Origin of the sequence: Streptomyces sp. NPDC056628, from assembly GCF_042792555.1 — a bacterium.
GTDB lineage: Bacteria > Actinomycetota > Actinomycetes > Streptomycetales > Streptomycetaceae > Streptomyces.
Window position 1 is genome coordinate 77,309 of record NZ_JBHTWG010000021.1, and the last position, 22,827, is coordinate 100,135.

Sequence of the window (22,827 nt, forward strand, 5' to 3'; positions counted from 1 at the left end):
CGCGCAGGAGGAGCACGCGCCGGGCCGGCTGCGTCACTGCGCGATCGGCCCCGTCCGCTCGCGCGGGATCCGCTCGCCGGCCTCGATCGGCACCGGCAGCCGGTTCTCGGCGGGCGGCAGTGGGCAGGTCGCCAGATCGGTGTAGGCGCACGGCAGGTTGGTGGCGCGGTTGAAGTCGAGGGTCACCGTGCCGTCGGCGGCCGGCGCGTCGATGTGCAGGGCGCGGTTGGCCGCGTACGTGGTCACCCCGGACGTCGCGTCGGTGAACAGCACCTGGAGGCTGCCCGGCGTGTGCCCGTTGAACACGGTCAGCCGCAGCGGCGTGCCGTCGAGGCGGAAACCGACTTCGCCCGGCGCGTCGTACACGTGCTGGAGCCCTTCGACGGCCGCGCCCACCGTGGTCGGCCGCGGCTCCGGGAACGGCGTGTACGTACCGGTGACCACCCAGCGCGGATGGGGCGCGTAGGCGGGTGTCCCGGTGAAGCGCGTGCGCAGCGGGTTCCCGGGATGCCGGGGCCGGATCAGGTCCTGGCCGCCGCGCTTGGCGACCTCGATCACGGCGTCGCCCCACACGGCCTCGACGCCGCCGCGCTCCGGGATCACGCCGAAGCCGTGCCGTCCGCGCACGGGCGTGCCGCCGACGACGAGTTCCTCCCCCTCGGCGAGTTCGACCCCCACTCCGTCAGCGTCCGTCCACCAGGAGCCGGGCGCGTCCGGGAAGCGCCGAGGCCCGGCGTCCAGCCAGTGCAGGCCGGTGACGGCGAGGAAGCCGTGCTCCCGGGCGAGTGAGGCGTCCTTCTGCCGGTGCCACTCCTCCCACGCGGCGGTGAAGGCGGTGAGGTCGGTGGGGGTGTCCTGGATGGTCATGCGTGCTCCTGGGAAAGGGGTGACGGGGTCGGTCGGGCGGAGGGCTGGGGGAGCGGCGGCTCCGAAGGCCGGGGCGGTGCGGGCAGCAGTTCCCGGACGAGCCCGGCGACCTGCTCCGTCTCGATGAGGAACCCGTCGTGCCCGTACGGCGACTCGATCACCCGCGGGGCGTCCGCGCCGGTGATGCCCGCCGCCAGCTCGGCCTGCTGCGACGGCGGGTAGAGACGGTCCGAGTCGACCGCCGCGACCAGGGTCCGGGCGCGCACCCGGCGCAGGGCGGCGCGTACCCCGCCCCGGCCGCGGCCCACGTCGTGACTGTTCATGGCCTCGGACAGGACGACGTAGCTGCCCGCGTCGAAGCGGCGCACGAGCTTGGCCGCGTGATGGTCCAGATAGGACTCGACCTGGTACCGCCCCCCGTCCCACGGGTCCTCCGCCGCCTGGGGCGCACGGCCGAAGCGGGACTGGAGTTCGGGCTCGCTGCGGTAGGTCACATGGGCGATCCGCCGGGCCTGGCCCAGACCGGCGTCGGGGCCCGTCCCGGTGTGGTGGTAGTGGCCGTCCCGCCACGCGGGGTCGGAGCGGATGGCGTGCGTCTGGACGCCGGCCCACGCGATCTGCTCGGCGCTCGCCGTCGCCGTGGTGGCGATCAGCAGCAGCGCGTCCGTGCGCTCCGGGTGGGAGGCCGCCCACTCCAGCGCCCGCATCCCGCCCATCGAGCCGCCCAGTACGAGCGCCCAGCGTTCGACGCCGAGCGCGTCGGCGAGTCCCACCTCGGCCGCGACCTGGTCGCGTTGGGTCAGGAACGGGAAGTCGCCGCCCCAGGGCCGGCCGGACGGGCCCGCCGACGAGGGGCCCGTGCTGCCCTGGCAGCCGCCGAGCACGTTCGGCGCCACGACGAAGAAGCGGTCCGTGTCCAGCGCGCGCCCGGGCCCGATGAGCGCGTCCCACCAGCCCGCCGTCGGGTGCCCGGGCCCCGCCGGGCCCGCCGCGTGGGAGTCACCGGTGAGGGCGTGCAGCACCAGCACCGCGTTGCGCCGGTCCGGCGCGAGACGCCCCCATGTCTCGAACGCCAGCCGCAGAGCGGGGAGTTCACCCCCCGCCTCCAGCGCCAGCGGCCGTTCGCGCACGTGCCACCGGCGGCGCCCGGGCGGGTCCCCCTCCCGCCAGGCCCCGGAGGCCGGCGGGAGGGGGACCGGGGACGGGGTCGTCATGGCGTTCAGGACGCGCCCTTCGCCGCGCGGAACCCGGCCTCCAGGTCGGCCTTGAGGTCGGCGAGGTTCTCGATGCCGACCGACAGGCGCACCAGGCCGGGGGAGGTGCCGGTCGCCGCCAGCTGCTCGGCGTCCAGCTGGCTGTGGGTGGTGGACGCCGGGTGGATGATGAGGCTGCGCACGTCCCCGATGTTGGCGAGATGGCTGAACAGCTCGACGGCGTCCACGAACCGCTTGCCCGCCTCCGCGCCGTCCCGCAGTTCGAAGGAGAGCACCGCGCCCGCGCCGCGCGGCAGATACCGCCGGCCCGCTTCGTACCAGCGGCTGGACTCCAGGCCCGGGTAGTGGACGGCGGCCACCTCGTCGCGCTGCTCCAGCCACTCCGCCAGCGCCTGCGCGTTCGCCGAGTGCCGTTCGATCCGCAGGCTCAGCGTCTCCACGCCCTGGAGCAGCAGGAAGGCGGAGTGCGGGGAGAGGGCGGGCCCGAGGTCGCGCAGCAGCTGCACCCGCAGCTTGACGGCGAAGGCGCCCGGGCCGAGCGCCGGCCAGTACCGCAGGCCGTGGTAGCTGGGATCGGGCTCGGTGAAGTCCGGGAACCGCTCGGCGTGCGCCCCGAAGTCGAAGGTGCCGCCGTCGACCACCACACCGGCGATCGTGGTGCCGTGCCCGCCGAGGAACTTGGTCGCCGAGTGCACCACGACGTCCGCGCCGTGCTCCAGGGGCCGCAGCAGATAGGGGGTCGGCACGGTGTTGTCCACGATCAGCGGCACCCCGGCGTCGTGCGCCACGTCCGCGACGGCGCGTACGTCCAGGACGTTGCCGCGCGGATTGCCCAGCGTCTCCGCGAACAGCGCCTTGGTGCCGGGCCGGATCGCCGCACGCCACGCGTCCAGGTCGTCGGGGTCCTCGACGAACGACACCTCGACGCCGAACCGGGGCAGCGTGTGCCGGAACAGGTTGTAGGTGCCGCCGTACAGCGACGCGCTGGAGACGATGTGGTCCCCGGCGCCCGCCAGCGTCAGGATCGCGAGGGTCTCCGCGGCCTGCCCGGAGGAGAGCGCCACGGCGGCCACCCCGCCCTCCAGGGCGGCGACGCGCTGCTCGAAGACGTCCTGGGTGGGGTTGTGGATGCGGGTGTAGATGTTGCCCGGCTCGGCCAGCGAGAACAGGTCGGCCGCGTGCTGGGTGTCCCGGAACACGAACGACGTCGTCTGGTAGATCGGCGTCGCCCGGGCGCCGGTCGTCGGATCGGGGGTGGCGCCGGCGTGGATCTGCTTGGTCTCGAAGGACCACGCGGAGGTGTCGGGACCGGTGTGGTCGTCCTCGGGGGTGTGGCCGGCGGTGACGGAGTCGATGGGCTGGCTCATGGCTCTCCCTGGGTGCGGGTGCGGCGATGCCTGGGACGGGAAAAGGGGAGGGTGAAGAGACCGCGGGCCGACGGGACCCCTCCCGGAGCCGGGCAGGGGTCAGCCGTCGACGCTGAGCGGTGGAAAAAAGGGTTCGAACGTCGGAGGACGAGGTCAGCTCACGACGGAACAGGCCGTGGTGGTGACACGCACGTAGTCAACGTGGCGGCGGGTCACGAGCACGGTCATGGACCCAGGTAACCACACGGAAGCGTGTGCGCACCAGTCACCTGGGAGGAACCGTGCGGTGAGGGCGAGCCGGGGCGCTCCGCACCCGCACGGCCCACCGGACGCCGAACAGCCCTGCGGCTCAGGGAGGTCGAGCAGCCCTGCGGCTCAGGGCCGCCGAACAGCCCTACGACTCAAGGGAGGTCGAACAGCTTCGCGGCGTTGTCGTGGCACACGGCCCGCAGCCACTCCTCCCCGAGCCCCAGCCGTTCCAGCGCCCGGAGCTGATGCGCGTACGGGTAGGGGATGTTGGGGAAGTCGGAGCCGAGCAGGACGCGGTCGCCGAGCTCCGCCAGGCGGGGGAGCGCCCGGCGCGGGAACGGCATCAGGTTCTCGGAGAAGTCGGTGAACGCCATCGTGGTGTCCAGGCGCACCTGCGGGTACCGCTCGGCGAGATCCAGGAAGTCCTCGTACTCCGGCATGCCCAGATGGGCGACGATCAGCCGCAGTCCGGGGTGGCGGGCGAGCACCCGCCCGATCGGGCCGGGCCCGGTGTGCTTGCCGGGCGCGGGTCCCGAACCGCAGTGGATCACCACCGGGACGGCGGCCTCCTCGAGCAGTCCCCACGCCGCGTCCAGCAGGTCGTCCGCCGGGTCGTACGCCCCCACCTGCACATGCGCCTTGAACACCCGCGCGCCCGCCTCCACGGCCTCCCGCACGTACGTCTGCACCCCGGGCTCGGGGAAGAGGGTCGCGGTGTGCAGACAGCCGGGGGTGCGGCGGGCGAAGTCGACGGCCCAGCCGTTCAGCCAGCGGGCCATGCCGGGCTTGTGCGGATAGAGCATCGCGGTGAAGGCCCGCACCCCGAAGTCCCGCAGCAGGTCCGCGCGTTCCCGCTCCTCGGCCCGGTAGGTGATCGGCCACTCGACGCCGCCGGTCAGCGGCCCGAGCGCGTCGAAGTACGCCCACACCTTGCGCAGCACGCGCTCCGGCATGAAGTGGGTGTGGACGTCGATCAGACCGGGCAGACCGAGCCCCTCCCAGAAGCGACGGACCTCCCGCGCCTCGGCGGAATCGTTGCGGGGAGTCTGCGGCGAGCGGTGGTCCGTCATGCCGTTCACGATCACCCCTGACGCCCGGGCCGGTCCACTCCCTTCCCTTGTGCGGAAGATCACGCGCGGGGGGCGGCTACCCCTCCGCGCGGCGGCGCACCATCTCGTCGATCCACACCGGGGCGAACGGCGAGGTGCAGCCGGGGGAGGTCGGATAGTCCTTGAGGACCTCCAGCCGCTCGCCGACGGCGATCGCCCGCGCACGGTGCTCGGGGCGCTCGATGCCGATCTGCGCCAGACAGTGGTTCATCGCCCACTGCAGGCGCGGCGGGGCGTCCTTCATCTCCGCCTCGATCGTGTCGAGCAGTCCCGGCAGGTCCAGGCCGTCCGGCCGCTTCGCGACCCGCTCGGTTGTCAGCGCCCAGCCGGCGCTCGCGACCACGGGGTCCCGATCGGCGAACCAGGCCACGCGCAGCTCCTCCGCGTGCGGGCTCTTGCGCACCACGTAGTTCACGAGCCAGTCGTGCACCTTGGGGGTGCGTGCCTCCCGCAGCATGGCGTCCAGCTCGTCCCGCCCGAAGGCCTTCGGGCGGGAGATCAGCAGGGCCAGCAGCCGCGCCGCCGAGTCACCCGTCGCCCAGAGCCCGCGCGCCAGCTCCTGCTGCGTCTTGAGTCGTTTCGCGACCGCGCGGAGCTTGCCCAGGTTCACGCCGTGGTCGTCGCCGTGCCGCTCGTTCACCGCGCGGGCCCCGGGGTCCTCTAGCGCGGTCAGCTCGGCCATCACCTCGGCCACCGTCGTACCGGTCTCCGCTGCCTCCGTCATCACGGCCTCCCGTCGCTTGCGTGCGCGGGCAGCATACGGCGCCGGTTGGACCCCCGGAGTGCGGGAACTCGGGGCGTCGGAGTCGACCGTCGACGCGGTCCTGGCATCTGGAGGTCTCCGTGGCCGTACGCCATCGTCTGATACACGTCGGGCCGAGTGCCGTCTGGGACGTCCTCGCGGACGGCACCCGGTACGCGGAGTGGGTCGTGGGCACCGCACGGTCCGAACCCGTACGCGGACAGTGGCCGCGGACGGGCTCGGCGATCCGCTTCGAGATCAGGATCGGCCCGGCCCGGCTGACCAACGAGACGGTCGTCCGCCGCTACGAGGAGGGCCGCATCCTGGAGCTGGAGGCCAAGGCGGGCCCGCTGGGCACGGCCCGCATCTCGATCGACGTCCGGCCGTGGGGCGAGGAGACCCTGGTCATCGTGGACGAGCACCCTCTCCAGGGAGCCGGCGGCCTGCTGCACAACGCCGGCTTCGAGGTGCTGATCCAGCTCCGGCACCGCACCATGCTCGCCCGTCTCGCACGGCTCTGCGAGAGCGAGGCGAACCCGGACGAGCGGCCCGGCCGGCAGGACACCGTCAGTCCCGCGCAGGCCCACGGAGCCGGGCATGCCTGACGCCGTGGTGATCGGCGCCGGCCCCAACGGGCTGGTCGCCGCCAATGTCCTCGCCGACGCCGGATGGCACGTGGAGGTGCTGGAGGAACAGCCGGAGCCCGGCGGCGCCGTCCGCCACGACCGGGGGGTCGACCCCGACTTCGTCAACGACGTGTTCAGCTCCTTCTACCCGCTCGCCGCCGCGTCGCCGGTCGTGACCCGGCTGCGTCTGGAGGACCACGGACTGCGATGGAGCCACGCGCCCAGCGTCGTCGCCCACCCCCTCACGGACGGCCGCTGCGCCCTGCTGGACCGCGACGTCGACGTCACCGCCGCGTCCCTGGAGACGTTCGCACCGGGCGACGGGGACGCCTGGCGGCGTCTGCACGACACCTGGGAGCGACTGCGCCCCGACCTGCTGGACACCCTGTTCACCCCGTTCCCGCCGGTGCGGGCGGCGGTGCGGCTCGCCCGGCGCCTGCGGGTCGCGGGCGGACTGCGCATGGCCCGCAGCATGATCCTGCCGGTGCGCCGCCTCGGCGAGGAGGAGTTCCGCGGCCAGGGCGGCCGGCTGCTGCTGGCCGGCAACGCCCTGCACGCCGACCTCGCCCCGGAGTCGGCCGGCAGCGGCGGCTTCGGCTGGCTGATGACGATGCTGGGCCAGACGTACGGCTTCCCGGTGCCGGCCGGCGGGTCCGGAGCGCTGACCGACGCCCTCGTGCGGCGCCTGCGCTCGCTCGGCGGCGAGGTGCGCTGCGGGCAGCGCGTGGAGCGGGTCCTCGTCCGCGGCGGGCGCGCCGTCGGCGTACGGACCGCGGCGGGCGACACCGTGGCCGCCCGCCGGGCCGTCCTGGCCGACCTGGCCGTGCCCGCCCTCTACGGCGACCTCGTCGAACCCGAGCACCTGCCCCCGCAGCTGCTGGACGACCTGCGGCGCTTCCAGTGGGACTTCGCCACCTTCAAGGTCGACTGGGCGCTCGACGGGCCGGTTCCCTGGCAGGCCGAGGAGGCGGCCCGCGCCGGCACCGTGCACCTCGCGGACGGCGTGGACGAGCTGACCCGCTTCGCCGCGCAGATCGCCATGCGGCAGGTCCCCGACCGCCCCTTCCTGCTCTTCGGCCAGATGACCACCTCCGACGCCTCCCGCTCCCCGCGGGGCACCGAGTCCGCCTGGGCCTACACCCACGTGCCCCACGACATCCGCGCCGACGCCGCTGACGAGAACATCACCGGCATCTGGAACGCCAAGGACCAGGAGCTCATGGCCGACCGGATGGAACGCCAGGTGGAACGCTTCGCCCCCGGTTTCCGCCGGCTGATCCGGGCCCGCCGCCTCCTCGCGCCCCCGACCCTGCAGGCCCTCGACGGCAACCTGGTGGGCGGCGCCATCAACGGCGGCACCACCGCCATGCACCAGCAGCTCTTCTTCCGCCCCGTCCCCGGCACCGGGCGCCCGGAGACCCCCGTCCCGGGGCTCTTCCTGGCCTCCGCCGGGGCTCACCCGGGCGGCGGAGTGCACGGCGCGCCCGGGGCGAACGCCGCACGCGCCGCCCTGCACCGCAACCGTCCGCCCGGGCTGGCCCGCGCCCAGCGCTTCCTGAGCGGCCGCGACCGCACCGGCACGCGACGATGACCACGCACCCGCACCCACCGCCGACCGTTCGACGCCGTCGAGGAGAACGATGACCGCGCACGACGACGCCCCCACGACCCGCGACCGCATCCGGCCCCGCCCCGCCGGGGTCGACGACAAGACCGTCGAGGCCCTCGGAGCGCTCTCCAAGGCCCTGGAGACGACCGAGCGGGCCCGCGGCCGCCTCTACGACTTCCATCAGCTGACCGGGACCGCCGACCTGCAACTGGACCGCGCGGTCGAGCTGCTGCGCGAGGCCGGCCATCCCGAGTGGGCCGGGAAGGTCCGCGAGGAGATCCTCGGCCGCAACGTCATCCCCGGGCACTGGACGTTCCAGATCATCGAGGCCTACAACGCCACCTACTACCGGCCGTTCCAGCAGCTGGAGGCGAGTGTGCTGCGGGAGCTCGCCGACGGCACGGACCACCTGTTCGAGGCGGAGATGAAGGAGGAGCGCCGGACCCCCGGCCACCCCCACCACACGCCGCTGCCGCCGACCGAGGAGTCCTGACGCCGGCCGTGCCCGGCCGCCACCGAGAGGAGGGACCGCCCGTGCGCAGCAGCCCGCTCGCCGACCGGACGGTCGTCGTCACCGGAGCCGCCCGCGGCCTGGGCGCCGCCATGGCCCGGCGCATCGCCGGACGCGGCGCCCGCCTGGCCCTGCTGGGCCACGAGAAGCCGGAACTGGAGGCGCTGGCCGGGGAGCTGCCGGGACCGGCGCTGGCCGTCGAGGCCGACATCACCGACCCCGACGCCCTCGCGGCCGCCGCCGCCCGGATACGGTCCGGCCTCGGCCCCGTGTCCGCCGTGGTCGCCAACGCGGGGATCGCCGAGGGCGGCCCCTTCCCCTCCTCCGATCCCGCCGACTGGGCGCGTGTCATCGAGGTCAACCTCATCGGCAGCGCCCACACGGCACGCGCCTTCCTGCCGGACCTCTTCGACACCCGGGGGTTCCTCCTCCAGGTCGCCTCCCTCGCCGCGATCGGCGCCGCGCCGCTGATGAGCGCCTACTGCGCCTCCAAGGCGGGCGTCGAGGCCTTCGCGCACTCCCTGCGCGCAGAGGTGGCGCACCGCGGGGTCGGCGTGGGCATCGCCTACCTCAACTGGACCGACACCGACATGATCCGGGACGCCGACCGGTACGCCGTCCTGCGCGAACTGCGCGGCCACATGCCGCCGCCCGCACGCCGGGTGTACCCGGTCGACCAGATCGCCGCCCGCCTGGTCACCGGCCTCGAACACCGCCGTACGGCCGTCTACGCCCCGGCGTGGCTGCGGCTGACCCAGCCGGTGCGCGCGGCGATACCCCCGGTCGTGACGCGCGTGGCCCGCCGCGTCATGCCCCGGCTGGAGGCGGAGATCCCCTTCGACCACACCGGCCCGCTGGGCGCGGGCGGCCAGGCCGACCGGACGGCGACGGCCGGGGACGCCTGAGGGCCGGCTACAGGCACCCCGGGTCCGGCGAGAGCCCGCCGCCCCTCGCTTTTCCGCCGCTCCCGGGGAACGTCAGGCGGCCGGCACCGGCTGCGGGGCCGGCGTGGTGCGCTCGCCCGTCAGGCGGAGGGCCGCGAAGGCCACCGTGCCCGCCAGTGCCCCGAAGGTGAGCGCGGCCGGGACGTGGGCGCCGAGGGCGGCCAGGAAGTGGGTCGGGCCCCAGACGCCCAGCGTGTCGTCGAGCGGGATGCGCAGCACCTGGCCCGTCAGCAGTGCCAGCACCGTCGCGCAGACGCCGCCCACCGCCATCGCGGGGAGCGTGGCCCGCGTCAGCAGGCCCGGCAGCAGCCGCAGGGACCACCAGACCACCGCCAGCATCAGCACGTCGACGAGCCGGTACACCAGCCAGTCGCCGAACGGCGTGCCCGCCGGGCCCGACCAAACGCCGAGGATCAGCCACTGACGCAGCAGATCGCCGGGCTCCGACAGCCGTCCCGTGCCGCTGAAGGCGGTGTGGATGCGGGCCGTGACCCGGTCGTAGGACAGGATCAGCAGGGACACGGCGACCACCGCGGTGCCCAGCGAGGCGGCCAGGCGGGCGGGGCGGGCCGGCACCGCGGAACGGGGCGGTGTCTCCCCGTCCTGGGCGGCCGCTCGTCCCACCAGCACCGTGAGCCCGGCGGTCAGCAGGGCCGCGAGCACCGCCACCGGTCCGCTCGACTCGATGCCCGCCGCCAGCCGCGGCAGCAACCGGTAGCTGCCCTGCCCGCCCGAGGCGATCAGCCACGGCGTGGAGACGGCGACCGCCAGCGTCCCCGCCACCGGCCCCCACGCCCACAGCGCGAGCAGCGTGCCGGGCGTCCGCCCGTGCGAGGGCGGCATCCTGCGCAGGAGCAGCAGCGCGCCGGCCCCGTAGAGGACGAACAGCGCCACGAACCTGATCTGCATCCCGGTGCGGCGCAGATCCGAGTACGCGGGGGCCCCGCTCACCCCCGTGTCGTCACCGGGGGAGGTCAGCACCGACGGGTCGTAGGCCCAGGGCGCCAGCCAGCGCCGCAGCTCCAGGACGGACTCGATGCCGAGCGCGCGGGTGGCGCCCTGGAGCTGGAGGGCGTGGGCGCTCGCCCCCGCCCACCACAGCAGCAGCGTGATCAGTACGGCCCCGGCCAGTGCCGGTATCGCCGCGCGCCGGTATGTCATGTCGTCCCCCGTCCGTCCTGGGCCTGCCGTCGACGGCAGGCAGCGGAAGGATAGAGGGAGACGATCTTGCGTCGCGGCCCGTGGCCGGAACACGACCCCGCGGGCGCGGGTCGGCGACCGGACCTCCCGATGGCCGCCGGAGGGCGTCACGGCGCTGGCCGACCGCCTCCGCGCGCCGCCTCTCGCCGCACCTCGCCGGGGGAACCGGCGTCCTGAGCGGGCATGCCGAAGGGGCGCCCGGGGAGCCGGAGCTCCAGGGACACCCCTCGTCCTCGCTCTGGTTCAGAAGTCGGTGGAGAGCCCGCTGACCTCGGCGATGCCACGCAGCTCCTCCGTCTCCCTGTGCCGTTCCCTGATGTAGTCGGCGATCTCGCCGAGGCGGACAGGATCGGAAGCGGTGGTGGCGTCGGTGACGATGCGGACCGGACCGGTCTCGTCGACGTCGATCTCGACCACCTCGTTGTCCATGCGGCCGGTGACCGCGGTGGCGATCACCAGGGCGGCCTCCTCACGGACCTCTTGGGGCAGGTCGTCGGCCCCGGAGTCGAGCGCGAGGTCGAGGCTGGACAGGCGCTCCTCCTCGATCGCCTGGAGGACGGGCTCCACCAGGCGTCGCAGGAGGCGGTAGTCCTCCGTGTCCATCCGAATGCGCAGGAGGTCCAGGTACACGTCCACGGGCCGGCCGTCGCCTTGCGGAATCTCGAATTCGCTCATTCGCCCCGTGTTTCCCGCGCGGCGCGGCTCACACACGGCGCCAACGGGCGAGTGCGAAGGAGAACACCCCGAACAGCACCAGACCCGCCGCCACGCCGACCAGCAGCCAGGGCCCGAGCGGCGTCTCGGCGAGGCTGCGCAGCGTGTCGTCCAGGCCCTTCGCCCGGTCCGCCTCGTAGTCGACCGCCGCACGGACCGCGAAGACGCCGGCCACGGCGAACACCAGGCCGCGCGCCACCCCGCCGGCCACGCCGGTGACGTCGACCAGCTGCCGGGTGCGGCGGCTCATCCGGCCCAGCTGGAGCTTGTCGTGGTACTTGCGCAGGGCCGCCCGCACACCGATCCAGCCACCGGCGGCCACCACACCGATCCCGGCCGCGCCGACCAGCCACTGACCGCCGGGCAGCTCCAGCGCCCGCGCGGTGACATCCCGCGACTGCTTGTCGCTCGACCCGCCGCCGCTCTGGTGCCGGGTGGCGGCGAAGTACAGCACGGAGTAGGCGACGAAGACGTAGAACCCGCAGCGGACCGCGGCCAGCAGCCGCTTGCGCGGGCTGCGCCCGTCCTCGCCGAGGGAACCGAAGACGGCCTCGCTCAGCCGCCACAGCGCCATGCCGACCAGCCCGAGGCCCAGCGCCCACAGCAGGACCGCGCCGAACGGCCGCTGCGACAGCTCGGCCAGGGCTCCCCCGCGGTCGGCCTGCTGGCCGGTGTCGCCGAACGCGACCTGCAGGGCCAGCGCCCCGACCAGCAGATAGATCACACCTCGCGCGGCCAGCCCCGCTCGTGCCGCCCCCCGCGTGACCGAACCCCGCGCGGCACGCCGGGCCCGCAGCCGTCCGGTCGACGCCATCGCCCTCGTGTTCATGTAGACCTCCCGGAGGTCCGCATGCCCCGGCGCGGCCACCGCACACGCGGCGCCTCCAGAGAGGCCGTCCGGGGTGTGTCCGGCGGGAGAGCGGGTGACCTGAGGGGATCGTGTGCCGTACGGGTCAGCGGCCGGTCCGGTCGAACGTCAGATGGGTGACACCGCTCGACGTGGTGACGGAGTCGACGGCGTAGTCCTTCTCCAGGTCCTCCAGCCCGTCCCACAGACGGACGCCCCGGCCCAGGACGATCGGCACGACCACGACGTGCAGATGGTCGATCAGCCGGGCGGCGAGGAAGTCCCGGACCACGGTGGGGCCCCCGCCGATCCGCACGTCCTGCCCACCCGCGGCCTCGCGTGCCGTCTCCAGCGCGACGGCCGGGGAGGTGTCGAGGAAGTGGAACGTGGTGCCGCCCTCCATGGCGATCGGCGGCCGGGTGTGCCGGGTGAGGACGAACGCCGGAGTGTGGAACGGCGGATTGGGCCCCCACCACCCCTTCCACTCCGGGTCCTCGTGCCAGCCGGGATAGCCGTACTTGCCGGCGCCCATGATCTCGGCGCCGATCCCGGGCTCGAACCGCCGGACGAACGCGTCGTCGGGGCCGCTGTTCCCGCCCTCCTGGCCGCTTCTCCCGTGCCACCAGCGGGTGGCGAACATCCACTGGTGCAGCCGCTCCCCGGCGTGCCCGAACGGCGCCGCGCGGCTGAGTCCCTCACCCGTGGCGAAGCCGTCGAGCGAGACCGAGAAGTTGTGCACACGGGCGAGTGACATGCGGTGGCTCCCTGCTCCTGCGGTCGGACGTTCCGGGCCCCAGCTTGGCCGCTCCTCGGCCGCCGCGCAGCGAAACGGCGCATGGCGCGTCGTGTGCGCCACGAGACCGGTGACATTGCCGGTCCGCGCGGGCCGCACCGTCCCCGACAGTGACACGGCCAGCCCACGGCGGGCCCCGCCGCGGGCACACGGCCGACTCCCCATGTCCCGTGTGCCCGTGGCGGGCGGCCGCCCGCCACGACAGAAGGGACGACCCGTGCAACTGCACCCCCACAGCACCGCGCCCGCGAGGCGCCGGACCGGACGCCTCGCCGGCGCCGCCGCGGCCCTCGCCGCGCTCGTCGGACTCGGCACCCTCGGCGGTCCGGGCGCCCACGCCGCCGACAACCCCTACGAGCGCGGACCGGCTCCGACCACGGCCGGCATCGAGGCCGCGCGCGGCCCGTACGCGGTGTCGCAGACCTCCGTGTCCTCGCTCTCGGTCACCGGTTTCGGCGGCGGCACCATCTACTACCCGACGTCGACCAGCGACGGCACCTTCGGCGCCGTGGCCGTCTCCCCGGGCTTCACGGCGTACGAGTCGTCGATCGCTTGGCTCGGACCGCGGCTCGCCTCGCAGGGTTTCGTGGTGTTCACCATCGACACGCTCACCACGGTCGACCAACCCGACTCCCGGGGCCGTCAACTCCTGGCCGCACTGGACTACTTGACCGAGCGCAGTGCGGTACGGGGGCGGATCGACGCGAGCCGCCTCGGCGTCATGGGCCACTCCATGGGCGGCGGCGGCAGCCTGGAGGCCGCCAAGACCCGGCCGTCGCTCCAGGCGGCGATCCCGCTGACCCCGTGGAACGTCGACAAGACCTGGCCCGAGCTCACCACACCGACCCTGATCGTCGGAGCCGACGGCGACACCGTCGCCCCGGTCGCCTCGCACGCCGAGCCGTTCTACACCAGCCTGCCCTCGCGCCTCGACCGGGCGTACCTGGAGCTGAACGGGGCGACCCACTTCACGCCCAACTCGTCGAACACGACGATCGCGAAGTACAGCATCTCCTGGCTCAAGCGGTTCATCGACAACGACACCCGCTACGAGCAGTTCCTGTGCCCGCTGCCCGGGCCGAGCCTGACCATCGAGGAGTACCGGGGCAACTGCCCCCACACCTCCTGACGTTCCCCCGCACTCGGGCGGTGGACGCGCGTACGGCGTCCACCGCCCCGTTGTGCCCGGGCACGGTCCCCGGCGCGGACGGCTGGGCGCCGGCACAGTCCCGCCACCCCGCCTCCTTGGTCAACCCGCAGGTGAAGTCACGTTTGTGGCCCGGTCCCCGTACGGACGCGGGCCTTCCGCGTCGCGTTACGCGCCCGTAACGTCACGGGAATGACCACAGACAGGAGCAGCGCGCGAACGGCTCCCCCGGAGAGGGGCCGTTCCCGCGAGGACGGCGCCGGGTCGGTCGTGGTCGACCGAGGACGCCTCGAACTCGCCCGGGGCGGAGAGCAGTTGTTCGACGGACCGGTGGACGACGCCCGGGAGAGCCTGCTGCTGGCCGCGTCCCTGCTGGCGGCGGACGCCCCCGCACAGGCCGAGGCCGCCCGGATGTCCGCGGCCGAGGCCGCCTGGGCGGCGGGCGACATCACGGCCTGCCTGAGCACGCTCGACGGCGAGGACCCGGCGGACGCCCCCTCCGGCCCGCGATGGCCCCAGGACGCCTTCCTCCGGGACCACCGCGACGGCATGCGCGCGCTGCTGGCCCGGCGCCCGGAGCGCGCCGCCGGCCCGCTGCGGCGGGTGCTCGACCGCGCCCGCACCGACGACCGGCCCGAACGCCTGCTGCGGGCGGCGTCCGCGGCCCTGCTGCTCGGGGACCTCCGGGAGGCCCGGGCCGCCGGCGCCCGCGCCCTGGCCGCGGCCCGCAACGCGGACTGCGCCGCGTCGGAGGCGCGGGCCCTGGAGTACCTCGCCTACGGCGAACTGCGGGCCGGCCGCCACGCGCAGGCCCGCGCCCACGCCGAGGAGGGCGTACGGGCCGCGGCGGTCGCCGGGCACCGCAACACCGCGGCCAGCCACCACGCCATGCTGGCCCTGGCCGCCTCGATCGAGGGGGACACGAGCGCGGTCGAGGGGTACGCGGCGGCCGCCCTCGCCGTCGCCCGCCGGCACGGCCTGGCGCAGGCGGCGACCCTCGCCGAATGGGCCGTGGCCCGCGCCGACCTGGCCCGGGGGCGCCCTCTGGACGCCGCGGACCGGCTCGGCCCGCTCGTCGGACCCGGCCCCCGGCGCGGGCACTTCGCCGTCTGGATGCTCGCCGTGCCGTGCTTCGTGGAGGCCGCGGTGCTCGCCGGGCACCCCGAGGAGGCGCGGACGGTCGTCGGCGACCTCGCGCTGTGGGCGGCCTTCGGCGCCGACCCGCACGCCCCGGCGCAGCTCGCCCGCTGCCGGGCCCTGCTCGCCCCCGGCGACCGGGCCGACGCCCTCTACCTGCGGGCGCTCGCCCTGCACGACGAGGCGGGCGGCGACTTCGAGCGCGCCCGCACCGAGCTGCTGTACGGCCGCTGGCTGCGCCGGCGCCGGCGCCTGCGCGAGGCCCGCGGCCGCCTCGGGGCCGCCCTGGTCGGGTTCGAGCGCTGCGGCGCCGCCGCCTGGGCCGACCAGACCCGCGGGGAACTGCGCGCCAACGGTGCCGCGTCCAGGACCGAGCGGGCCGCGGGCCTGGCCCACCTCACCCCGCAGCAGCTGCGCGTCGCCCGGTACGTGGCCGAGGGCGCCACCAACCGCGAGGTGGCCCAGCGCCTCGCCGTCAGCACCCGCACCGTCGACTACCACCTGCGCAACGTCTTCGCCGCGCTCGGTGTCCGCTCCCGCATCGAACTGGCGCTCATGGTCGGCCAGGAGGACCGGTGATCCACGCCGGGACGGCCCCCGTACGGGCGGCCGCGACGGGCGGCGGCCGAAGAATGCGCCTGCACACCCCTAGGGACCGACCGGACGGTATGTCATCCTTCGGTGCAGGACGATTCGGGTGGCGACCGCCGCATGGGCAGCGCACCCCGCCGGACGCCGCTGAGCCGGCCCGGCGCCGGAGCCCTGCCGGGAAGCCGAGGCTGGGGGAGGACCGCGATGCATCCTGCAGTACGCACACGCGCCATGATCCGCACCGGGCCGGTGCCCGTCCCGCGGCAGCGGACCCCGCGCCTGCGGTCGCTGATCGACGCCGACGCGCTGCGTGTCCTGCACCGGGCGGCCCGCGTCCTGCTCGACGACCTCCCGGCACTCACCGACCGGCTCCTGGCCGTCCTCGGCGAGCAGGAACCCGCGTACCGCACCGCGCTGGCGCACGACCACGGCGCCGCCTGGGAGGAGGCCCACCGCTCCCTGCGGCACAGCGTCGCCTCCCTGCTCGACCCGCGCGGCACCCGCGACGCCGCGCACCGCTGCACCTGGCGGATCGGCGTCACGCGGGCCGAGCAGGGACTGCCCCTGGACGCCCTGCTGCACGCGTTCCGGCTGGGCGGCTCCCTCGTCTGGCAGCGGCTGGTCGAGGAGACGTCCCGCTCGGCGCCCGAGGACGTCCGGCTCCTGGTGCACGTCGCCACCGACGTGTGGGACTTCGTCGACGAGCACTGCGGCATCGTCGCCGAGGCGTACCGGCACGCCGAACGGCAGCTGGCCTGGCGGCGCGAGAACCGGGTGCGGCTCCTCGCGGCCGCCCTCCTCGACGGCACGAGCCGCATCGCCGACCTGCCGGAGACCGCCGAGGGCCTGCGCCTGCCGGAACAGGGCCGCTACGTCGTCGTCGCGGTCGCGGGCGGCCGGCCCCAGCTGCCGGCGGGCGTCCGCGCCACCGCCGTACCACCCGGTGCGAGCGTGTACTGGCACTCAGGAGGGGAAGTGGACCACGGCATCGTCCTGGTCGGCGACGAAGGGGACGAGGGGGACGAGGCGGACGGCCGCGACCCTGTCGAGGCGCTGGGGCTGACCGCCGACGGCGTGCCCGGGCGGCGCATCGGCGTCGGCGGCACGGTGTCCGGCCTGGCCGCCGTGGGCGACGCCCGCCGCCTCGCCGATCTGGCGCTCGGCATCTGCCCGCCCGAGGGCGGCACGGTCCGGCTCACCGAGCACCTGCCCGAGGCCCTCGTGGTCTCCTGCCCGGAGCTGGGCGCCACCCTCACCGAACGGGTGCTCGGCCCGCTGCTGCGCCTGGACCCGGCCGACCGGGACGTCCTGCTGGACACCCTGACCGCCTGGTTCGACTGCGACGGCTCCGCCCAGCGGGCCGGGGAGCGCCTGTACTGCCACCGCAACACCGTCCTGAACCGCCTGCGCCGCTGCGAACAGCTCACCGGCCGCTCCCTGGCCCGCCCGGTCGACGTGGTCGACATCAGCCTCGCCCTGACGGCCCGGCGCCTGCTGCGCGGCTGACCGGCCGCGCCCGCCCCGGCCGCCGTACGGAGATGCGCGGCCGGGCCCGGGTGGTGCACTCCCGGAAGCGCCACGGCTGACGGTGAACACCGGCGCGGGGCCCCTCCCGCCCGTGCCTCGGCCCCGGCCGCGCGGCGGCCCGCGGACGCGGATCGACGCCGTGGCCTTCCGTGCCGCCTCCCTCGGTGTGCGGCACGCCCGGTACGGCGGCTGCCCGAGGTGCTGAGCGAGGGCGAGACCGTGGAGATGCTCGCCATGGGGTCCCACAGCCGCGGCACCGGGGTCCTCGTCATGACGGACCGGCGGCTGGTCCGCTACGGCCACGACATGCCGACGCGGACGGCGGAGGAGTCGGACCAGGGCACGGCCCCCGCCGACCTGCTGGGCCACCGCCGCGCCGCCGGCACCCCGCCCCCGCCGGACTCCGCCGGCCACGTCGCCGCCCGCCCGGCCACCCTGGACGAACCGCGCGTCCGGCATGCTCACGGAGCAGGAGTAACGGGACCGCGGGGCGGAGATCCTGGGCAGCTCGTAGGGGGAGCGGCGAGCCCGGACACCCGATCGGCAGGGCCCTGGTGGGCACCCGCACAACCCCGGGCCAGCCCCGTTGGGACCGCGCAGCGACCTGGGGCGGGGGCCTGTACCGGCCGGTCGCGGGCGTGCTGTCGTGGGCTGCCCTTCCCCCCGACGCACCCGTGCCCCGCGGCACGGATCCGAGGAGACGTGATGCCCGAAGCACCACCGGACGACGAGCCAGCGCTGCGCGTCGAAGCCCTCGACGTGACCTACGGCCGGGCCGTGTCCGCCCTGCGTTCCGTGTCCCTGACCGTCCCGCACGGCTCGGTCGTCGCCCTGCTCGGCGCCAACGGGGCGGGCAAGACGACCCTGCTGCGCGCGGTGTCCGGGACCCTGCGCCTGCACCGCGGCGCCGTCACGGCCGGCCGGATCCGCTACGGAGCCACGGAACTCCACGGACGCGACCCGGTCGCCGCCGTGCGCGCCGGCGTCGTCCAAGTACCCGAGGGCCGCCGCGTCTTCGCCGGGCTCACCGTCGACGAGAACCTGCGCACCGGCGGCCTCGGCCTGGGACGGCGGAGACCGGCGCAGGTCGACGAGGCCCGCGACCGGGTCTTCGCACTCTTCCCGCGGCTGGCCGAACGCACCCGGCAGGCCGCGGGGCTGCTCTCCGGCGGCGAACAGCAGATGCTCGCCATCGGCCGCGCCCTGATGGCCGCGCCACGGCTGCTCCTGCTGGACGAGCCCTCCCTGGGCCTCGCCCCGCAGATGGTGTACCGGATCGCCGAGGTCGTCCGCGAGATCCACGCGCAGGGCACCGCCGTCCTGCTGGTCGAGCAGAACGCGGGCATGGCGCTGTCCCTCGCCGACACCGCCCACGTCCTGGAGGTCGGCGAGGTCCGGCTGTCCGGGCCCGCCGACGAACTCGCCCGCACCGACGCCGTACGCCGGCTCTACCTGGGCGAGACGCCGGAGGCCGGCGACGCGACGAAGACCACCGAGGGGCAGGGAGCCGCGTGACCGTCCGCACCACCGCACCGCCCGAACTGGCCGTGACGGACGTGACCGTCCGCTTCGCCGGTCTCACCGCCCTGGACACGGTGTCCTTCACCGTCGCCCCGGGCACCGTGCACGCGCTCATCGGCCCCAACGGAGCCGGCAAGTCCACCTGCTTCAACGTCCTTTCCGGACTGTGCCGCCCGGCCTCGGGCACCGTACGCCTCGGCGAGGCGGAGTTGACCCGGCTCGCCCCGCACCGCATCGCCGCCCTCGGTGTGGCCCGTACCTTCCAGAACATCGTCACCACGCAGGGCACCGTCGCCGACAACCTGATGCTCGGCCGGCACGCCCTGTCCCGGGCCGGCTTCGCGGCCAGCGCGCTGCGTCTGCCCCACGCCCGCCGCGAGCAGCGCGAACACCTCGCACGGGCCCGCGAGATCGCCGAACTCACCGGTCTCGCCGAGCACTTCGACAGCCCCGTCGCCCTGCTGTCCTACGGCGACCGCAAGCGCGTGGAGTTCGCGCGCGCCCTGTGCCTGGAACCGAGCGTCCTGCTGCTGGACGAGCCGGTCGCCGGGATGAACGCGGCCGAACGCGCCCGCGCCGTCGAGGTCGTGCACACCGTGCGGGCCGAACTCGGCCTGTCCGTGGTGCTGGTGGAACACGACATGGGCCTGGTGATGCGGCTCGCCGACGAGGTCACCGTCCTCGACTTCGGCCGGGTCATCGCCCACGGCACCCCCGACGAGGTCCGGGGCGACCCCGAGGTGCTGCGCGCCTACCTCGGCACCGGCACCGACGAGGAGGACGCGGCATGACCACCTTCCTGGACACCCTCTTCAACGGCCTCGCCCTGGGCGCGGTGTACGCCCTCGTCGCCCTCGGTTTCGTCATCATCTTCAAGGCGTCCGGCGTCATGAACTTCGCGCACGGCTCGCTGCTGCTGCTCGGCGGCTATCTGACCGCCGTGCTCCACGACGACCTCGGCTTCGCCGCCGCCCTCGCCGCGTCCGTCCTGGCCACCGCGGCCGTGGCCGGCGCCATGGACCGCTTCCTGCTCCAGGCCGGCGGGGGAGCGGACCCGCACGCCGCCCATGTGCAGACCATCGTCACCATCGGTGTCGACATCGTCATCCTCACCGACCTGTCCCGGCGCATCGGCGGTGACCTCCTGTCGCTCGGCGACCCGTGGGGCGACTCCGTCAGCGCGCTGGGCCCGGTCACCGTGGCGGACAGCCGGATCGCCGCGATCGTGGTCTCGGCCCTCGTCATCGCCGGGGTCTTCGCCCTGTTCCGGTACACCTCCTGGGGCCTGTCGCTGCGGGCCGCCGCCGAGGACGTCGAGGCCGCCTCCCTCATGGGCGTGCGGCTGGTGCGGGTGCGCACCCTCGCCTGGTGCCTGGCCGGCGCGCTCGCGGCCCTCGCCGCCGTCTTCCTCGCCGCGTTCCCCGCCCCCGGGCTGGAACGGACGACCGGGCAGATCGCCCTGAAGGCGTTCCCCGCGGCGATCCTCGGCGGCATGGCGTCCCCGCCGGGCGCCCTCGCGGGCAGCCTGCTGATCGGGCTCACCGAGGCGCTCGTCGCCGGCTACCAGTCCGAACTGCACCTCCTCGGCGAGGGGTTCGGCGACGTCGCCCCCTACGCGGTGATGGTGCTCGTGCTGCTGGTACGGCCCACCGGGCTGTTCGGCGGAAAGGCGGCGGTCCGTGTCTGAGCGACCCTCCCGCGCCCGCGCGCTGCGCCTCGGCAGCACCCTCGCCGCCGTCGCCGTCCTGTGCGCCCTGCCCTTCTACCTGGACGCGTTCTGGCTGCGCATCGGCCTGTTCTCGATGGCCGCGGCCGTCGGCGCGGTGGGCCTCGGCCTGCTGTCCGGCACCGCCGGCCAACTGTCCCTCGGCCACGCCTTCTTCCTCGCCGTCGGTGCCTACGGCTATGTGTGGCTGGCGGGCGAGCCCGGTCCGGGGCTCCCCACCTCCCTGGCCGCCGTGCTGGCGGTGCTGCTGGCCGGGGCGGCGGGCGGGCTGTTCAGCCCCGTCGCCGGCCGGGTGCGCGGCGTCTACCTGGGCGTCGCCACCCTGGCGCTGGTCTTCCTCGGCCACCACGTCCTGCTCACGGCGGACTCCGTCACCGGCGGCTTCAACGGCCGTTCGGTGCCGCCGCTGGAACTCGGCGGGTTCTCGTTCTCCGCCGACTCCGAACTCACGCTGCTGGGCGTGCCGTTCGGCGCCGAGGAGCGCCTGTGGTACCTGGGACTCGCCCTGTTCGCGGTCACCTGGTTCACCGCCCGGGGGCTGCTGCGCGGCCGTCCCGGACGCGCCCTGGTGGCACTGCGCGACAGCGAGACCGCCGCCGCCGTGATGGGCGTCGACGTCGCCCGTTACCGCTCGGCCGCCTTCGTGGTGTCGTCGATGTACGCGGGCCTCGCCGGGGTGCTGCTCGCCCTGGCGTTCCGCCGGGTGGTGCCCGACTACTTCGGCCTCGTGCTGTCCGTCGACTACCTCGCCATGATCGTCATCGGGGGCCTCGGCTCGGTCGCGGGCGCCACCGCCGGCGCGGTCTTCGTCACGGCGCTGCCCCTGCTGATGACCCGTTACGCCGACCAGCTCCCGCTCGTCGCGGCCCCCGGCACCACCGACGGCACGGTCGGGCCCACCGAGGCCGCCCGCTACCTCTACGGCGCCGCGATCGTCCTGATCCTGCTCTTCGCCCCCGACGGACTGCACGGCCTCACCCGCCGCCTGCGCGCCCGTCTGCGCCGCACCCGCGCCGCGCCCCCGCCCGCCGACGCCACCGAACCCTCCCCGTCCCCCGCGTCCGCCGTACGAGCCAAGGAGCCGACCCCGTGAAGCCCACGCACCACCCCGCGCACCGCGCCACCCCCCGCACCAGGACCCTCCTGGCGGCGGCCCTCGCCGCCCTGCTGCTCGCCGGCACCGGGTGCAGCTCCAAGGCCGGCTCGTCGAAGGACACCGGCGACGGCGCCGGCGGCATCAAGACCGGCCCCGGCGTCACCGACAAGACGATCAGGCTGGGCGCGCTGACGGACCTCACCGGGCCGTACGCGACCCTCGGCAAGAGCATCGTGCAGGCCCAGCAGATGTGGGCCGACGAGGTCAACGCCGACGGCGGCATCTGCGACCGGCGCGTCGAGATCGTCGTCAAGGACCACGGCTACGACGTCCAGAAGGCGGTCACCGCCTACGCCGACCTCTCCTCCGACGTCGTCGCCCTGCCCCAGGTCATCGGCTCGCCCGTGATGGCCGCGCTGCTCGACGACATCGAACGGGACAAGGTGCTGACCTTCCCGCAGGCCTGGGCCGCCTCCCTGCTCGACAAGGAGGCCGTCCAGGTCCTGGGCACCACCTACGACATCGACATGATCGCCGCCGTCGACTATCTGACCCGTACGAAGAAGGTGGCGAAGGGCGACACGATCGGCCACGTCTACTTCGAGGGCGACTACGGCGCCAACGCGCTCGAAGGCTCCGAATGGGCCGCGAAGAAGGCGGGTCTGAAGGTCGCCGGGCAGAAGATCAAGGCGACCGACACCGACCTGTCCGCCCAGGTCTCGGCGCTGCGGAAGGAAGGCGTCAAGGCGATCCTCGTCAGCGCCGGGCCCGCCCAGACCGCCTCGCTGGTCGGTGTCGCGGCGTCACGGGGTCTGAAGGTGCCCGTCGTCTCCAGCGCCCCCGGCTACGCCCCGCAGCTGATGAAGACCCCCGCCGCACCGGCCCTCGCCGCCCTGCTGCACGTGGTCAGCGCGGCTCCCGCGGTCAGCTCCGACCTGCCGGGGGTGCGCGAGATGGTCGCCGCCTACCAGAAGAAGTACCCGGGCTCCCTGCTGGACGCCGGGGTGCTGTCCGGCTACAACGCCGCCCGGATCATGGGCGACGACCTGAAGAAGGCCTGCGGGAAGGGCAGTCTGGCCCGGGAGGACGTGGTCGCGGCGCACCGCGCGCAGTCCGCGGTCGACGTCGGCCTCGGCACCGCCCAGAACTTCTCCGACAAGGCCCGGCCGGCCAGCACCGAGAGCTATGTGCTCAAGCCCGACGCCAAGGCGGTCGGCGCGGTGGTGAACGAGGAGGAGGCGCACACCGCGCCCGGGGTGAAGGAGTACCTGGCCTCCCGCCGCTGACGAC

At 74.8% G+C, this 22,827-nt stretch carries 20 protein-coding genes and 1 pseudogene; 12 read left to right on the forward strand and 9 right to left on the reverse strand.

Features of this window, described 5'->3' with window-relative positions; all coding sequences use genetic code 11:
* Positions 1-33: 33 nt before the first annotated feature.
* The 5 genes from ACFRAC_RS23870 to ACFRAC_RS23890 all read right to left on the reverse strand — a co-directional run bounded on the left by ACFRAC_RS23870 (position 34) and on the right by ACFRAC_RS23890 (position 5,530).
* Positions 34-867, reverse strand: a complete 834-nt coding sequence (locus tag ACFRAC_RS23870) for a DUF1684 domain-containing protein (RefSeq protein WP_382927087.1) — start codon at positions 865-867, stop codon at positions 34-36.
* Entirely contained in the window at positions 864-2,081 is a 1,218-nt protein-coding gene (locus ACFRAC_RS23875; protein ID WP_382927089.1) for a homoserine O-acetyltransferase, read from the reverse strand. The genes ACFRAC_RS23870 and ACFRAC_RS23875 overlap by 4 nt, the downstream gene beginning before the upstream one ends.
* A 5-nt stretch (positions 2,082-2,086) precedes the next feature.
* Positions 2,087-3,448: a bifunctional o-acetylhomoserine/o-acetylserine sulfhydrylase gene (locus ACFRAC_RS23880; protein WP_382927092.1), complete on the reverse strand. Its 1,362-nt coding sequence runs from the start codon at positions 3,446-3,448 to the stop codon at positions 2,087-2,089.
* 401 nt (positions 3,449-3,849) lie between these two features.
* Positions 3,850-4,767, reverse strand: a complete 918-nt coding sequence (locus ACFRAC_RS23885) for an amidohydrolase family protein (protein WP_382927095.1) — start codon at positions 4,765-4,767, stop codon at positions 3,850-3,852.
* 76 nt (positions 4,768-4,843) lie between these two features.
* Positions 4,844-5,530 (reverse strand): DNA alkylation repair protein, encoded by a 687-nt coding sequence (locus tag ACFRAC_RS23890; protein ID WP_382927098.1) that lies wholly within the window; start codon positions 5,528-5,530, stop codon positions 4,844-4,846.
* Positions 5,531-5,649: 119 nt separating this feature from the next.
* Between ACFRAC_RS23890 and ACFRAC_RS23895 the strand changes: the two genes are divergently transcribed.
* Genes ACFRAC_RS23895 through ACFRAC_RS23910 form a run of 4 tightly spaced genes read left to right on the forward strand, consistent with a single transcriptional unit; the run spans position 5,650 to position 9,199 of the window.
* Positions 5,650-6,153, forward strand: a complete 504-nt coding sequence (locus ACFRAC_RS23895; RefSeq protein ID WP_382927101.1) for an SRPBCC family protein — start codon at positions 5,650-5,652, stop codon at positions 6,151-6,153.
* On the forward strand, positions 6,146-7,765 hold the full coding sequence (locus tag ACFRAC_RS23900; protein WP_382927106.1) for a phytoene desaturase family protein: 1,620 nt from the start codon (positions 6,146-6,148) through the stop codon (positions 7,763-7,765). Before ACFRAC_RS23895 ends, ACFRAC_RS23900 begins: the two co-directional genes overlap by 8 nt.
* Positions 7,766-7,814: 49 nt before the next feature.
* Positions 7,815-8,276, forward strand: a complete 462-nt coding sequence (locus ACFRAC_RS23905) for a hypothetical protein (RefSeq protein WP_382927110.1) — start codon at positions 7,815-7,817, stop codon at positions 8,274-8,276.
* A gap of 41 nt (positions 8,277-8,317) precedes the next feature.
* On the forward strand, positions 8,318-9,199 hold the full coding sequence (locus ACFRAC_RS23910) for an SDR family oxidoreductase (protein WP_382927114.1): 882 nt from the start codon (positions 8,318-8,320) through the stop codon (positions 9,197-9,199).
* A gap of 72 nt (positions 9,200-9,271) precedes the next feature.
* Here the strand turns inward: ACFRAC_RS23910 and ACFRAC_RS23915 are convergent, their stop codons facing one another.
* From ACFRAC_RS23915 to ACFRAC_RS23930, 4 genes are all read right to left on the reverse strand, one after another.
* Positions 9,272-10,399, reverse strand: coding sequence for a hypothetical protein (locus ACFRAC_RS23915; protein WP_382927118.1), 1,128 nt, complete (start codon positions 10,397-10,399; stop codon positions 9,272-9,274).
* A gap of 282 nt (positions 10,400-10,681) precedes the next feature.
* Positions 10,682-11,113 carry a hypothetical protein gene (locus tag ACFRAC_RS23920; protein ID WP_361349538.1) on the reverse strand — a complete coding sequence of 144 codons (432 nt, stop codon included), beginning with the start codon at positions 11,111-11,113 and terminating at the stop codon, positions 10,682-10,684.
* A gap of 28 nt (positions 11,114-11,141) precedes the next feature.
* Positions 11,142-11,981, reverse strand: coding sequence for a DUF1206 domain-containing protein (locus tag ACFRAC_RS23925; protein WP_382927124.1), 840 nt, complete (start codon positions 11,979-11,981; stop codon positions 11,142-11,144).
* Positions 11,982-12,105: 124 nt separating this feature from the next.
* Positions 12,106-12,753, reverse strand: a complete 648-nt coding sequence (locus tag ACFRAC_RS23930) for a dihydrofolate reductase family protein (protein WP_382927128.1) — start codon at positions 12,751-12,753, stop codon at positions 12,106-12,108.
* Positions 12,754-13,009: 256 nt separating this feature from the next.
* Here ACFRAC_RS23930 and ACFRAC_RS23935 point away from each other — a divergent pair, with 256 nt between their 5' ends.
* The 8 genes and pseudogenes from ACFRAC_RS23935 (at position 13,010) to ACFRAC_RS23970 (ending at position 22,823) form a co-directional block, all read left to right on the forward strand.
* On the forward strand, positions 13,010-13,921 hold the full coding sequence (locus tag ACFRAC_RS23935) for an alpha/beta hydrolase (RefSeq protein ID WP_382927131.1): 912 nt from the start codon (positions 13,010-13,012) through the stop codon (positions 13,919-13,921).
* A gap of 288 nt (positions 13,922-14,209) precedes the next feature.
* Positions 14,210-15,655, forward strand: a pseudogene (locus ACFRAC_RS23940) (LuxR C-terminal-related transcriptional regulator); the annotation flags it as partial.
* Positions 15,656-15,871: 216 nt separating this feature from the next.
* Positions 15,872-17,173, forward strand: coding sequence for a PucR family transcriptional regulator (locus ACFRAC_RS23945; protein ID WP_382927133.1), 1,302 nt, complete (start codon positions 15,872-15,874; stop codon positions 17,171-17,173).
* A gap of 726 nt (positions 17,174-17,899) precedes the next feature.
* The gene (locus tag ACFRAC_RS23950; protein WP_382927136.1) at positions 17,900-18,709 is read left to right on the forward strand and encodes an ABC transporter ATP-binding protein; all 810 of its coding nucleotides are present in this window, start codon (positions 17,900-17,902) and stop codon (positions 18,707-18,709) included.
* Positions 18,706-19,506: an ABC transporter ATP-binding protein gene (locus ACFRAC_RS23955; protein WP_382927139.1), complete on the forward strand. Its 801-nt coding sequence runs from the start codon at positions 18,706-18,708 to the stop codon at positions 19,504-19,506. Before ACFRAC_RS23950 ends, ACFRAC_RS23955 begins: the two co-directional genes overlap by 4 nt.
* Positions 19,503-20,402 (forward strand): branched-chain amino acid ABC transporter permease, encoded by a 900-nt coding sequence (locus tag ACFRAC_RS23960; RefSeq protein WP_382927143.1) that lies wholly within the window; start codon positions 19,503-19,505, stop codon positions 20,400-20,402. The genes ACFRAC_RS23955 and ACFRAC_RS23960 overlap by 4 nt, the downstream gene beginning before the upstream one ends.
* The gene (locus tag ACFRAC_RS23965; protein ID WP_382927146.1) at positions 20,395-21,534 is read left to right on the forward strand and encodes a branched-chain amino acid ABC transporter permease; all 1,140 of its coding nucleotides are present in this window, start codon (positions 20,395-20,397) and stop codon (positions 21,532-21,534) included. Before ACFRAC_RS23960 ends, ACFRAC_RS23965 begins: the two co-directional genes overlap by 8 nt.
* Entirely contained in the window at positions 21,531-22,823 is a 1,293-nt protein-coding gene (locus ACFRAC_RS23970) for an ABC transporter substrate-binding protein (protein ID WP_382927148.1), read from the forward strand. The genes ACFRAC_RS23965 and ACFRAC_RS23970 overlap by 4 nt, the downstream gene beginning before the upstream one ends.
* Positions 22,824-22,827 lie beyond the last annotated feature (4 nt).